Raw genomic sequence first — 12,578 nt, 5'->3', positions numbered from 1 at the left:
TCAGTTGGGTCCGACGAAGCTCTTGGTGCTGTACAGCGCGTGCGGCAGGCGGCCCAGCAGCGGCAGGCCGGTCGCCGTGTCCTTGGGCAGCCCTTCGATGTAGCTGAAGAACACGTCGGCGTCGAGCACGCCGATGTCCAGCCGGCGCGCGGCCGGCACGTTCTTCAGCGTGGTGTAGCCGTCGCCGCCCGTGGCGTTGAAGCTCAGCACGAACAGCCTGTAGGTCCTGGCCAGGTCCAGCGCCACCCAGTTGCCGGTGGCCTTGTCGCGCACCTCGATGCCGCTCACGCGGCTGCCGTTGGTGGCGCTGGCGTTGACGTCGAAGCGCATGCCGCCCGTGTAGGGGTAGGGACCGGTCGAGCCACCCGCGCCGTAGACCGCCTGCAGGCCGTCCTCGAGCATGCCCTTGACCTCCTGGCCCGTCACGTCCAGGCGGAACAGCATGTTGCCGAAGGGCAGGACCGAGATGACCTGCGCCGCCGTCGTCACGCCTTGCAGCGGGACCCGCACGCCGCCGCCGCTTTGCAGCGTGATGTCGGCGCCGCCGTACCTGGCGTTCGCCACTTCGAGGTAGGCCTGGGCCACGAGTTGCTGGATGTCGCCGCCGCGCACGCTCACGCTGCCCTCGGCGCTGCAGGCCGCGCTGGAGCGGCCGTAGTCGGCCGAGCCGACGCCGCCCGGCACGCGGCGCGAGCACAGTTCCAGCGGCGCCACCGCCACCTGGGTCTGGTTGAACACCGCCACCTTGTCCTTGAACGGCTGCAGCACGGCGGTGGCCGCGGCCTGCGGTGCCGTCACGCGCAGAAATCCGGTGGCCGCCACGCTGGCCGCGATCGCAGTGCGCTGGGCATCGGTGGCCGCGGGCGCGGTCAGGGCCGTGCCCATGCGGTAGTCGTTGCCGATCAGCACGTGCGGTGTGCCGTTGCAGCTGGTGACCTCGCCCTTGGCGTCGAAGCTGACCTTGAGCTCGCCCACCACCTGGGCGTACTCCCAGGCCTGGACCAGGCAGACGTTCTTGCCGTCCTTGTCGGCCAGGCGCGTGGGGTAGGCGCCGCCCGGCGTGCCCACGCCGGTCGTGGTCAACGCGGCCGGGCCCAGCAGCGTGTGCGAGTCGCCGCCCACGACCACGTCCACGCCCGACAGCTTGGCGATGACTTCCTGGTCGTAGGCATAGCCAATGTGGCTCATGAGGATGATCTTGTCGATGCCCTGCGCGCGCAGCTTGTCGATCTCGCGTTGCGCGGCCACGGCTTCGTCCTCGAAGCGGGTGTCGGCATCGGGGCTGGAGGAGGCCTTGGTCTTGCCGGCGATCGTGAGGCCCACGATGCCGATCTTCTGGCCGCCGCGCTCGACCACGGTGGACGGGCGCACGAGACCGGGCGCGCGGCTCGCGTTCAGGGCCGAGCCGGCACCGAACTGCACGTTGGCGCTCAGCACCGGCGTCTGGCAGCTGCCGGCATGCAGGCGGTCGATGAAGGCCTTGAGGCCGCTGTCGCCTTTGTCGAATTCATGGTTGCCCAGCGTGAACGCGTCGAAGCAGACGGTGTTCATCATGGCCGCATCGGCCTCGCCGTCGGCGCCGGCGCGGTTGAAGTACAGCGTGCCCGTCTGCGCATCACCGGCGTGCAGCTTGAGTACGTTGGGCGATTGCGCGGCCAGTTCGGCCATGGCGGCCGTCACGCGCGGGAACCCGCCAGCGTCCACCGTGACGTCCTGCGCCGCGGCGCCACCGGCCGACAGCTTGAGCGTCTTGGCCTGGCTGTCCAGCGTGGAATGGTGGTCGTTGATGTGCAGGATGGTGAGGTCCAGCGGCTTGCTGTTGTCATCGTCGGAACCGCCACAGGCCGCCACCAGTGCTGCCGCCGCCACGGCCACCAGGCCCTTGCGCCACATCGTCATCGAGACTCCAGATCATTCAGATAAAGGGAGCCGTCATGTTCGTAAGCGTCGGTGACATGGGCATGAAAGGCCCGGCGGTATAAACCGGCGATGTCCGTTCTTCCCGATCCGATTCCGCGGCTTGAGGCCGCGGCCCAAGCCCTGCAGACGCCCTGCGGCGACGGCCACATCCAATGGCACCGCTGGGGCCCGGCCGATGCCGGCCCGTCCGGCCCCGTGGTGCTGCTGCACGGCGGCAGCGGCAGCTGGACCCACTGGGTGCGCAACATCGATGCCCTGGTCGCCGGCGGCCGCCAGGTGCTGGTGCCCGACCTGCCGGGCTTCGGCGACTCTGCGCGCCCGCCAGGGGGCGGCGACGCCGACGACGTGGCGCCCGCGGTGGAGCAGGGCCTGGCCGAACTGCTGGGCACGCAGCGCTGCGACCTCGTCGGCTTCTCGTTCGGCGGCCTCACGGCCGGCCTGCTGGCGGCTGCGCACCCGAAGCGCGCGGCGCGGCTGGTGGTGGTCGGCGCGCCGGCCATGGGCGTGTCCGACGCCGGCCGCATCGTGCTGCGCGGTTGGCGCCACCTCGAAGACGCCACCGCACGCGAAGCCGTGCACCGCCACAACCTCGGCGTGCTGATGCTGCACCGTGCCGAGGCCATCGACGAACTCGCGCTGGCCCTGCACAGCGCCAACGTGGTGCGCGACCGCATGCAGCGGCGCCGGCTGGCGCGCACCGAGGCGCTCAAGGACGCGCTGCAGCAGGTGCGCTGCCCGGTCTGGGCGATCTACGGGCGCGAGGACGTGCTCTACACGGGCCGCATGGACCTGCTGGCCGAGGCCTTCGCGCGCGGAGCGCAGTTCCAGGGGCTGACGCTGATCGACGGTGCCGGCCACTGGGTGCAGTACGAGCGGGCCGCGGCCTTCGATGCCGCGTTGGCGCAGGTGTTGTCGCCTTTGGTGTAGAACCGCGCTCCATGACCTCCCGCCCACGATCCCTGCCGCTGTTCCTGGCCGTCCTGCTGCTGGCCTGCGCCGGTGCCGCGCAAGCCCAATCCCTGCGCTGCGGCCGCGATTTCGCGCAGATCGGCGAGACCAAGTTCGTGATCGAGTCCAAGTGCGGCGCACCTGCGGCCAAGGACAGCTTCTGCAAGCCCATCGGCATCGCGCCCAGCACGGTGGGCCGGCCACCGCATGTGGCCTGCGACATGGTCGAGGAGTGGACCTACAAGCCCGGCATCGGGCAGTTCATCACCATCCTGCAGTTCCGCGAAGGAGAGCTGCGCGAGATGAAGTACGGGCCGCGGCAATAGCCTTTCAGCCGGGCGCTGCGCTCTGGATGTAGGTGATGTAGCCGGTGCGGTAGGGCGCACAGGCGGCCTGCAGCTTGCCGTCCACCTCGGCGCCGACACGCTCGCCGGTCCACAGGTGCGGCGCCACCGAACCGCTGCTTGCAATCTGCAGCATGCCGATGTTGGTGTGCGTCATCTGGCCGTCCTCGCCGACGATGCCCTGTTGCAGGCACACCCCGATGGGCACGCCGGGCTTGCTGCTGGGCGGCACGATGGCCACGGCCGAGAGCTGGCCGGCGATGGGCCGTTCGGGGACGACGAGGGTGCGGATGCCCTCGCGCGGCTGCGCCAGGCTCTTCGCCAGCGCGGCGACCAGCTGCCTGGCGCGTTCCTGCGCGGTGGTGCCGCCGGCGATGCGCTGCATCTCCCTGCTCAACTCCTCGGGGTAGCGCTGGGCGGCGGGCGGCGTCAGCAGCGGGTGGAGGCTCTGGGCCTGGGCCTGCAGCGCGAAGGCCGCGGTGCAGGCCAGCAGGGCGGTGCGGTGGCGTGCGCGCATCTTCATGCCGCTGCGAGCAGTTGTGCGGTGGTCAGCACCTGGCCGCAGGTGGCCGCCACCCATTGCAGCGCCATGTCGTGCTTCTCACGCGAGAAATCGGCCAGCGCATCGGCCACGAAGAAGGGCTCGATGTCGCGCTGGAAGGCTTCCGCAGCCGTGCACAGGCAGCCGATGTGGGCGTAGACGCCCGTGATGACGAGCTGGTCGCGGCCGCGCACGCGCATCAGCGTCTCCAGGTTGCTGCGCTGGAAGGCGCTGTAGCGGTGCTTGGTCAGCACCTGGTCGCCGGGCTGCGGCGCCAGCGCCGCCACGATCTGCTCGTGTTCGGGTGTGGCGCGCATGCCCGGGCCCCAGAGCTCGGCCTGCAGGCCGCGGTCGCGCCGGTCCTGGTTGCCGTGCTGGGCCGTGTAGAACACCGGCACGCTCATCGAGCGGGCCCAGGCCAGCAGCTGCGCGAGATGGGCCACGGCGCTCTGCAGGGGCTCGGCCGCGGGCGGGAAGGCCGCGAGGAAGTAGTCCTGCATGTCGTGCACGAGCAGTGCGGCACGCGCGGTGTCCAGGCGCCAGGGCGCGCGCGCGGTTGGCAGTTCGTCGGCGCACGGCAGCGCGTAGGCGGGAATGCTGGGCAGGCGGCGTGGGGTGTCGGTCATCGGTCTGGGGGGAACAGCGCGGGCGGGATGCCCAGCGCATGGAGCATGGCATTGAATTTTGCGCGCGTTTCGGTGGCCTCCAGCTCGGGCGCCGAGTCGGCCACGATGCCCGCACCGGCGAACAGCCGGGCCTCGCGGCCCTGCACATGGGCGCAGCGCAACGCCACGTGCCAGGCGCCGTCGCCGGCCGCATCGCACCAGCCGACCGCGCCGGCGTAGAAGCCGCGCGGCACGGGTTCCAGCTGGGCGATGGCTTCGGCGGCCGCGGCGCGCGGCGTGCCGCAGACGGCCGGCGTGGGGTGCAGCAGGGCGGCCAGCGCGGCGCTGGAGGTCAGCGGCAGTCCGTCGGGCGACGCGTCCTTGAGCGCGCCCTCGATGCGCGTGCCCAGGTGCCACATGCTGGCCGTGGCGTGCAGCGCCGGCGTGGCCGGCACGCGCAGCTGGCGGCACAGCGGCGCGAGCAGGTCGGCAATGGCCTGCACCACGTAGCGGTGCTCGCCCAGGTCCTTGGCCGAGTCGCGCAGGGCCGCGGCACGGGCTTCGCTGGCTGCCAGGTCGGGGCCGCGGGCAGCCGAGCCGGCCAGCGGTTCGCTGGCGATGGCTGCGCCGCGGCGCGAGAGCAGCAGCTCGGGCGTGGCGCCGACCAGCCAGGCCGGTGCGGCGTCGGCTGGGGCCGGCAGGGGCAGCACGTAGCGCAGCACGCCGGGGTCGCCGGCCAGGCGGCGGGCCAGCCACCAGGGGTTGATGGGCGTGGCGCTGTGCGCGCGCAGCGTGCGGGCCAGCACGACCTTGTGCAGGCCAGTGCCGTCTTGCAGGCGCTGCACGGCCTGGGCGACGGCGGCCGCGTAGCCGGCGCGCGTGGGTTCGGCCTGCAGCGCCCAGCCGTGCGGTGCCTGGGCCTGCCGAGCCATGCCATGCAGCCAGGCGCTGGCCGTGTCGGCATCGTGCACGCGCTGCGGTGCGAGCAGGTGCGCTGGCGCGTGGCGGTCGAAGGGCAGGGCGCCGACCAGCCTGGCATCGGGTGCGGCGCCAGCGAAGTGCCGCGCCACTGCGCTGCCCAGCTGCGCGGCCGGCACGGCCAGCTGCGCCTGCACGCCCTCGCTGAGCAGACCGTCCCCGTGCGACAGCAGCAGCATGCGCGTGCGGCCGTCGCTGGCCTCTTGCGCAAGCCTGGAAAGATCCTCGCGCATCATGCCGTGATCTCCGTCAGCGCCATCCTGGCCGCCAGCAGCGGCGCGATCAGCGCCGTGGCCTCGGCGCCCGTCATCTGCGCGTGCATGAGCGGTACCTCCAGCATGTCGACGCGTTCGGCGTGGTCCAGCCACCGCGCGGCCTGCAGCTGCGGCTTGCCGGCATGGTCGCGCGCGGCACGCACATGGGTCAGCGTGCCGGCCATGCGGCTGTGGCGGTGCTGGCGGATCAGCCGGTTGGTGTCCGTCACCACGCGCACCACGCCTTCGAGCGCGGCAGGCGGCAGCTTGCCGAGCGCGGTGTCGCCCGCGCGCAGGAAGTCCACCACCTTGTCGCGCGTGTCCAGTTCGGGGTGGCCTTCGGGGTCGTGGCCGGCGATGGCCAGCAGCGCGCGCAGCGCCTGCAGCGGTGTCGGCTCGGGCTCGTCGCGCCAGCAGTCGGCCGGGTAGGCGTCCAGCAGCGCGACCAGGCCGACGCTGCGGCCCATCTGCTGCAGGGCCACGGCCATGGCCTGGGCGATGGTGCCGCCGACCGACCAGCCGGCCAGGTGGATGGGGCCGGTGGGCTGCAGGGCCGCCACGCGCGCGGCGTAGTCCTGCGCCAGCGCGGCGATGCCGTCGGGCAGCGGATGCTCGGGCGCGAGCGCGGGCGACTGCAGGCCCCAGACGCTGCGCGTGGGTGCCATCTGGCTGATCGTGCGCGCCAGCAGCCGGTAGCCCCAGGCGATGCCGCCGGCCGGGTGGATGACGAACAGCGGCGCCTGCGCGGCATCGCCCGCGGCCAGCCGGATCAGCGGCCTGAGCCCGCTGTCGAAGCGCACGGCCTCGCCGTCGATGGCGGCGGCCAGCGCTGCCACCGTGGGGGTCTCGAACAGCGCACCCAGGCCCGGGTTGCGGTGCCAGCGCTCCTCGATCTGCAGCAGCAGTTGCACGGCCGACAGCGAGTCGCCGCCCAAGCCGAAGAAATCCGCCTCGGCGCCCACGGTCGTGCCGGCGGGCAGGTGCAGAAGTTCTGCGAACAGCGCGGCGATGGCTTCCTCGGTGGCGGTCTGCGGCGCGCGGCCGGCGGCCGCGCCATCGGCGAAGCGCGGCGCGGGCAGGGCCTGGCGGTCCAGCTTGCCGTTGGTGGTGACGGGCCAGTCCGACAGCGGCACGGTGGCCGCGGGCAGCATGTAGTCGGGCACGCGGGCGGCCAGGCGCTGGCGCAGTTCGTCGGCCGAGGCGGCGGCGCCGTCGGCGCTGAGTTGCACGTAGGCCACCAGGCGCTTGTCGCCCAAGTGGTCCTCGCGCAGCAGGACCTCGGCACGCGTCACCAGACCGGTGGCGTGCAGCGCGGCCTCGATCTCGCCGAGCTCGATGCGCAGGCCGCGCAGCTTGACCTGGTGGTCGCTGCGGCCCAGGAAGACCACGGCGCCGTCCTCGTCCCGCCAGCGCGCGAGATCGCCGGTCTTGTAGATGCGTTCGCCGGGGCGGTACGGGTCGGGCAGGAAGCGCTCGGCCGTGAGGTCGTCGCGCCCCAGGTAGCCGCGCGCGAGCTGCACGCCGCCCAGGTAGAGGTCGCCGGCCACGCCGGGCGGCAGCGCGCGCATGCGCGCGTCCAGCACGTACAGCCGCGTGTTCCAGACGGGCAGGCCGATCGGCACGGGGCGGCTGTGGTCGTCGGCCGAGGCCGACCAGTGACTCACGTCCACCGCAGCCTCGGTCGGGCCGTAGAGGTTGTGCAGCGCGCTCGTGAGCGTGGCGTGCAGCCGGTCGCGCAGCGGTGCGGGCAGCTCCTCGCCGCTGCAGAAGATGCGCTGCATGCTGAGGCCGCGCGCGGCCGGGTGCGCAAGAAAAGCGGCCAGCATGGACGGCACGAAGTGGCAGGTCGTGATGCCTTGGTCGCGGATGATCTGCGCGAGCGCGGCCGGGTCGCGGTGCGCCTCGGGCGGCGCGATGACCAGCGTGCAGCCCGTGATGAGTGGCAGGAAGAACTCCCAGACCGAGACGTCGAAGGTCGCGGGGGTCTTCTGCAGGATGCGCTCCTCGGGCGTGAAACCGTAGTGCTGGCGCATCCACGCAAGCCGGTTGACGATGGCCCGGTGTTCGACGAGCACGCCCTTGGGCTCGCCCGTGGAGCCCGAGGTGTAGATCACATAGGCGGCATCGCCGGGGGCTGGCGAGTGGTCGAGCGCAGCGTCTGCCTGCTGCGGCCAGTCGGCTGTGCGCAGGCGTGCGAGTGTGGGCGGCAGTCGGGCTGCGTCCTCGGCGCGCACGAGCGCGCAGACCGGCTGCGATAGCGCGACCACGCGCGCGATCCGCTCGGGCGGGTGGGCCAGGTCCAGCGGCAGGTAGGCGCCGCCCGCGCGCAGCACGGCCACGAGTCCCACCAGCAGTTCCAGCGAGCGCGGCAGCGCCACGGCCACCAGGCGGTCGCGGCCCACGCCGCGTGCGCGCAGCGTGCGTGCCAGCGCGCGCGAGCGCTGCTCCAGCTGCGCATAGGTCAGCGCCCGGCCTTCGAACTCCAGCGCAGTGGCCTCGGGCCGCGCCGCCATCTGCGCTTCGATCAGCGCGGCCAGCGTGGTCGCGGGCACGGGGTGGTCGGTGGCGTTGAGCGTGAACAGGTGGCGCTGGCTTTCCGCGGGGCTGGCCAGCGGCATGTCGTCCACGGCCTGTGCCGTCAGCGCGCTGCGCAGGAACGCGGGCAGCCGCGCCAGGTGGCCCGCCACGCTGGTCGCGCTGTAGAGCGTGGGGTTGGCCTCGATCTCGAGTTCCAGCTGCTGCACGCCGTCGCCGCGCAAGCCGATGGTCAGGTCGTCGATCGGGCCGGTGCCCAGGATGTCGAGCCGCGTCGCCAGGCCAGCCAGCACCAGCGGCTTGTAGAAGGGCTGGACGTTGACCAGCGCGGCATGCAGCCGGCGCTGGCCGCCCAGCAGATTCAGGTCGCGGCGCAGCTGCTCGCTGCGGTAGCGGCCATGCCGGCGCGCACGCGTCTGCGCGCGCACCAGCTGTTCGGTGAAATCAGCAAGCGGCTGGCCCGGCGTGGCACGCACCGCCAGCGGCAACACGTTCATCGTGGTGGCGCTGGCGCGCGAGGCCGCGCTGCCGAGCCGGCCCATGAAGGGGATGCCCAGCACGGTCGCGTCGGCCGTGGCCATGCGCAGGCAGTACAGCGCGGTCCAGGCCGTCAGCAGGTCGGGCCAACTGGTGTCGAGACGCTGGGCCCGGGCCAGCAGGGCCGTGCGCAGGTCCGTGTCCAGCGGCACGCTTGCGCGATGGCAGCGGTGGGCGGCGTGGGCCCGGCCCGTGGCAAGGCCGGCAACCTCGGGCATGGGCGTGAAGGCATCGCGCCAGTAGGCGGCGTCCTGGGCGCGCTTGGGTGAGGCGCGGTAGGCCGCATCCTCGGCGACCAGCTGCGCGAACGGCGCCAGCGGCGTGCGCGCGGGGCTCTGGCCCAGGCGTTCGGTGTAGAGCTCGGCCAGGCGCTGGCTCCACAGCGCCATGCCGTAGCCGTCGCTGGCCAGGTGGTGGGCGCGCTGGTACCAGCAGTGGCGGTCGGCCCCGAGGCGGTACAGGCGCTGCACGGCCAGCGCGTCGCGCGTGGGGTCCAGCGGCGTCTGCATGTCGGCGCCCATGGCGGCCAGTGCGCGCTCGGCCGCGTCGTCATGGCCCGAGAGGTCGATCTGCTGCAGGGCCGGGCGGCGCGCCGGGTCCAGCCACTGCCGTGGGCCCTCGGGCGTGTCGCGCAGCGCGAGCGCGAGCGACTCGCACTCGGCCGCGGCCTGCTCGGCTGCGGCGGCGAACGCGGCCACATCGAGCGGGCCGTCGATCCACAGCGCATGGCCGCAGTTAAAGGCGGGGTTGGCCGGATCGAGTTGCTGGGCATACCACAGGCCGCTCTGTGCCTCGGTCAGCGGCCAGTGCGCGGCGCCGTCTTCCGTCATGCCTGGCGCTGCTGGACCAGTTTCCACCAGCCGTTGAGCGTGGTCTGTGCCCCGATCTCCGACAGGTCCAGCTGCAGGCCCGCCTCGTTCCAGGCCAGCACCAGGTTGAGCAGGCGCATGGAGTCCAGGCCCCAGTCCATGAGGTTGTCGTCCAGGCCGATGTCGGCGGGGTCTTCGCGCAGCATGCGGGCCACGTCGGCGCGCATGCGTTCCAAGGTCAGAGCTTCAGGCATGGGTCACTTGGTTTCGTTGGCCAGGAAGTCGGCGCGCAAACGGGCGCGCAGTTCCTTGCGGCTGGTCTTGCCGACGGCGGTCTGGTCGAAGGCCGGCACGAACACGATCTGGTCCGGGATCTTGAAGGCCGCCACACCGCGGCCGCGCATCCAGGCCTTGACCTCGGGCGGGCGTGGCTTCTCGCCCTGCGGGATCACGAAGGCGCAGATGCGCTCGCCCAGGTAGTCGTCGGGGATGGAGACCACGGCCACGTCGAAGATCTGTGGATGCGCGAGCAGATGGTCTTCCACCTCCTCGGCCGAGATCTTCTCGCCAGCGCGGTTGATGTGGTCGTGCGCGCGGCCCTGCACCACGAGGTGGCCGCCAGGCCGGCGCAGCACCATGTCGCCGGTGCGGTAGAAGCCGTCGGCGGTGAAGCTGCGCGCATTGGCGGCCGCGTCGTTGTGGTAGCCGCGGATGGTGTAGGGGCCGCGCGTGAGCAGGTAGCCGACGGTGCCCTCGGGCACGGGGTGGCCGGCGTCGTCCACGATGAGCACCTCGTCGTCGGGACTGATCGGGCGGCCCTGGGTCGTGAGGATGGTGTCTTCGTCGTCGTCCAGCCGCGTGTAGTTGACCAGGCCTTCGGCCATGCCGAACACCTGCTGCAGCGTCACGGGCAGGCCGGCCACGACGCGGCGCGCCGCCTCGGGCGTGAGCTTGGCGCCGCCGACCTGCAGCACGCGCAGGCTCGTGAGGTCGTGCGGGGTGGTCGCCGCGGCCTGGGCCCACAGCAGCGCGAGCGGCGGCACCAGGCCAGTGTCGGTCACGCGCTCGCGTGCGATCAGCGCGAAGGCGGTCTCGGGCGCGGGCGAGGGCGACAGCACCACGGTGCCGCCGGCATGGAGCACGCCCAGCGCGCCCGGCGAGCTCATCGGGAAGTTGTGCGCGGCCGGCAGCGCGACCAGGTAGACCGAATCCTGCGTGATGCCGCAGATGGCGTTGGAGGCGCGGAAGCTGTAGATGTAGTCGTCGTGCGTGCGCGGGATCAGCTTCGAGAGACCCGTGGAGCCGCCCGAGATCTGCAGGAAGGCGACGGACTGCGGGTCCGGGTCGTGCTCGGGCAGCAGGGTCGGGTCACCGGCCAGGCTGTCCAGGGCCGTGAATTCGGCAGCATCGCCGACCACCACGACCTCGCGCAGGCCCAGATCCAACGCGAGGATCTCGCGTGCCAGCGTGCGGTAGTCGAAGCCGTCGTACCGGTCGGCCACCACATAGGCGCTGGCCTGGGCCTTCTTCACGAAGTGGGCGATCTCGGTGCTGCGGTGCGCGGGCAGCGCATAGACCGGCACCAGGCCGGCGCGGAACAGGCCGAACACCACGGCATAGAAGGCCGCGATGTTGCCCAGCTGCACGACCACGCGCTCGCCCGGTTGCAGGCCGCGCGCCAGCAGGCCGGTGGCGATGGCCTCGGCGCGGCGCTGCAGTTCGGCATAGGTCCAGCGTTCGTCGCCGCCGACGATGGCGGTGCGCTCGGCAAAGCGCTGCGCGCGTTCGCGCAGCATGGCGGGGAAGGTCTCGCCGCGCCAATGGCCGGCCGCGCGGTAGCGCGCGACCAGATCGGCGGGCCAGGTCTGGCGCAGAGGGATCAGGGAGTCGGTCATGCGGTGGTCGCGCGCTGCAGGCGCACGAAGGAGAACAGGGCCAGTGCCCACAAGCCGGCACCGACGAGCAGGTAGGGCAGGGCGGGCGAGACGCGGTACAGCAAGGTGCCGGCGATGGGCCCCAGCACCATGCCCAGGCCTTGGGCGGCCGACAGCGTGCCGGCGGCCGCACCCTGTTCGTGCGGCTGCACGGCATTGGCCGCCATGGCCTGGAAGTTGGGGAAGATCAGGCCCATGCCGAACGCGGCCACGCCGTAGCTGGCCAGCAGCATGCCCTGCGACCGGACGGCCGCCACGCTGGCGAAGCCGCTGCCGGCGACCAGGGCGCCCAGCACGATCCAGCGCGCGAGCGGCACGGTCGGCAAGCGCATCACGCACTGCTGCGAGACGATCAGTGCGCAGCCCACGCAGGTCAGCGCGAGGCCGGCCACGCGCGCGCCCTGGTCCACGGGCAGGGCCAGCCGGTCGATCGCGAAGAAGCCGACCAGCACCTGGGCGATGGCCACCGAACCCATGGCCGCGAAGCCGGTCAGCGCGGCCACGCGCAGCCGCGCGTCGAACAAGCCCATGGGCCTGCCGCCGCGCGGGCGCTGCGCTGCAGGCGTGCCGCCCGGCAGCGCCAGCCAGACGACCGCCAGCGCGATCACGGGCAGCGCCGCTGCGGCGTACAGCGCGAGCGCGAGGTCGCGCCCGGCCAGCCAGCCGGCCGCGGCCGGCCCCAGCACCAGGCCCATGGCATTGGCCGAACCCAGCTTGGCCATGGCGGCGGGGCGCTCGCCCGGCTGCGTGTGGTCGGCCACCAGGGCGGCGGCGGTCGGCGGCACGGCGGCGTAGAAGGCGCCGATGGCGGCGCGCGTGCCGACCAGCAGGGCCAGCGCGGCCAGGCCGCCGATCTTCTGGTGCAGCGCGAGGTCGATGCCCGCGGCCAGCACCCAGTAGGCGAGGGCGAAGGCCGCGAAGCCGACCAGCAGCACGGGCTTGCGGCCGCGCCGGTCGCCCACGCCCCCCCACCAGCGCGCCAGCAGCATCCAGAGCAAGCCGCCGGCCGTGACCGACAGGCCGGCCACCCACTCGGGCAGCGCGAGCCGGCGCACGATGGGCCCGACCACGGCGACGAAGGCCATCATGGCCATGGTGCCCGTCAGCGCGGCGAACACCAGCGGGCCCATGGGCGGCGGCGTGGCGGGCATGGCGGTGGAGGGGGCGTTCATG

Annotated in this window: 10 protein-coding genes; 2 read left to right on the top strand and 8 right to left on the bottom strand. The window is 72.8% G+C overall.

Annotation, left to right across the window (positions count from 1 at the left end; translation table 11 throughout):
* Window positions 1–1,899 (bottom strand): bifunctional UDP-sugar hydrolase/5'-nucleotidase, encoded by a 1,899-nt coding sequence (locus tag ASF45_RS10305; protein WP_056661018.1) that lies wholly within the window; start codon window positions 1,897–1,899, stop codon window positions 1–3.
* A 90-nt stretch (window positions 1,900–1,989) separates the two neighbouring features.
* Between ASF45_RS10305 and ASF45_RS10300 the strand changes: the two genes are divergently transcribed.
* A complete protein-coding gene (locus ASF45_RS10300) occupies window positions 1,990–2,847 on the top strand; it encodes an alpha/beta fold hydrolase (RefSeq protein WP_056661015.1) in 858 nt (285 codons plus the stop codon).
* A gap of 11 nt (window positions 2,848–2,858) precedes the next feature.
* Entirely contained in the window at window positions 2,859–3,194 is a 336-nt protein-coding gene (locus ASF45_RS10295; protein WP_056661012.1) for a DUF2845 domain-containing protein, read from the top strand.
* A gap of 4 nt (window positions 3,195–3,198) precedes the next feature.
* Here the strand turns inward: ASF45_RS10295 and ASF45_RS10290 are convergent, their stop codons facing one another.
* Genes ASF45_RS10290 through ASF45_RS10260 form a run of 7 tightly spaced genes read right to left on the bottom strand, consistent with a single transcriptional unit; the run spans window position 3,199 to window position 12,577 of the window.
* Window positions 3,199–3,735, bottom strand: coding sequence for a hypothetical protein (locus ASF45_RS10290; protein ID WP_156472941.1), 537 nt, complete (start codon window positions 3,733–3,735; stop codon window positions 3,199–3,201).
* Window positions 3,732–4,379, bottom strand: coding sequence for an isochorismatase family protein (locus tag ASF45_RS10285; RefSeq protein ID WP_056661006.1), 648 nt, complete (start codon window positions 4,377–4,379; stop codon window positions 3,732–3,734). The genes ASF45_RS10290 and ASF45_RS10285 overlap by 4 nt, the downstream gene beginning before the upstream one ends.
* Window positions 4,376–5,572: an isochorismate synthase MenF gene (locus ASF45_RS10280; protein WP_056661003.1), complete on the bottom strand. Its 1,197-nt coding sequence runs from the start codon at window positions 5,570–5,572 to the stop codon at window positions 4,376–4,378. Before ASF45_RS10280 ends, ASF45_RS10285 begins: the two co-directional genes overlap by 4 nt.
* Window positions 5,569–9,492, bottom strand: coding sequence for a non-ribosomal peptide synthetase (locus ASF45_RS10275; RefSeq protein WP_056661000.1), 3,924 nt, complete (start codon window positions 9,490–9,492; stop codon window positions 5,569–5,571). Before ASF45_RS10275 ends, ASF45_RS10280 begins: the two co-directional genes overlap by 4 nt.
* Entirely contained in the window at window positions 9,489–9,725 is a 237-nt protein-coding gene (locus tag ASF45_RS10270) for a phosphopantetheine-binding protein (protein ID WP_056660997.1), read from the bottom strand. The genes ASF45_RS10275 and ASF45_RS10270 overlap by 4 nt, the downstream gene beginning before the upstream one ends.
* 3 nt (window positions 9,726–9,728) lie before the next feature.
* Window positions 9,729–11,366, bottom strand: coding sequence for a (2,3-dihydroxybenzoyl)adenylate synthase (locus ASF45_RS10265; protein ID WP_082550934.1), 1,638 nt, complete (start codon window positions 11,364–11,366; stop codon window positions 9,729–9,731).
* The gene (locus tag ASF45_RS10260; protein ID WP_200932142.1) at window positions 11,363–12,577 is read right to left on the bottom strand and encodes an MFS transporter; all 1,215 of its coding nucleotides are present in this window, start codon (window positions 12,575–12,577) and stop codon (window positions 11,363–11,365) included. Before ASF45_RS10260 ends, ASF45_RS10265 begins: the two co-directional genes overlap by 4 nt.
* Between the last annotated feature and the right edge of the window lies 1 nt (window position 12,578).

The sequence above is a fragment of the Pseudorhodoferax sp. Leaf265 genome (assembly GCF_001422365.1).
GTDB lineage: Bacteria > Pseudomonadota > Gammaproteobacteria > Burkholderiales > Burkholderiaceae_C > Pseudorhodoferax.
The sequence above is the reverse complement of the archived record's forward strand: the minus strand, read 5'-3'. Positions and strand labels throughout refer to the sequence as shown.

Excerpts from the sequence above, each read along its gene's own strand:
- ASF45_RS10280 (WP_056661003.1), bottom strand. The coding sequence starts at position 5,572 with ATGATGCGCGAGGATCTTTCCAGGCTTGCGCAAGAGGCCAGCGACGGC.
- ASF45_RS10265 (WP_082550934.1), bottom strand. The coding sequence starts at position 11,366 with ATGACCGACTCCCTGATCCCTCTGCGCCAGACCTGGCCCGCCGATCTG.
- ASF45_RS10295 (WP_056661012.1), top strand. The coding sequence starts at position 2,859 with ATGACCTCCCGCCCACGATCCCTGCCGCTGTTCCTGGCCGTCCTGCTG.
- ASF45_RS10270 (WP_056660997.1), bottom strand. The coding sequence starts at position 9,725 with ATGCCTGAAGCTCTGACCTTGGAACGCATGCGCGCCGACGTGGCCCGC.
- ASF45_RS10260 (WP_200932142.1), bottom strand. The coding sequence starts at position 12,577 with ATGAACGCCCCCTCCACCGCCATGCCCGCCACGCCGCCGCCCATGGGC.
- ASF45_RS10285 (WP_056661006.1), bottom strand. The coding sequence starts at position 4,379 with ATGACCGACACCCCACGCCGCCTGCCCAGCATTCCCGCCTACGCGCTG.
- ASF45_RS10275 (WP_056661000.1), bottom strand. The coding sequence starts at position 9,492 with ATGACGGAAGACGGCGCCGCGCACTGGCCGCTGACCGAGGCACAGAGC.
- ASF45_RS10300 (WP_056661015.1), top strand. The coding sequence starts at position 1,990 with ATGTCCGTTCTTCCCGATCCGATTCCGCGGCTTGAGGCCGCGGCCCAA.
- ASF45_RS10305 (WP_056661018.1), bottom strand. The coding sequence starts at position 1,899 with ATGACGATGTGGCGCAAGGGCCTGGTGGCCGTGGCGGCGGCAGCACTG.
- ASF45_RS10290 (WP_156472941.1), bottom strand. The coding sequence starts at position 3,735 with ATGAAGATGCGCGCACGCCACCGCACCGCCCTGCTGGCCTGCACCGCG.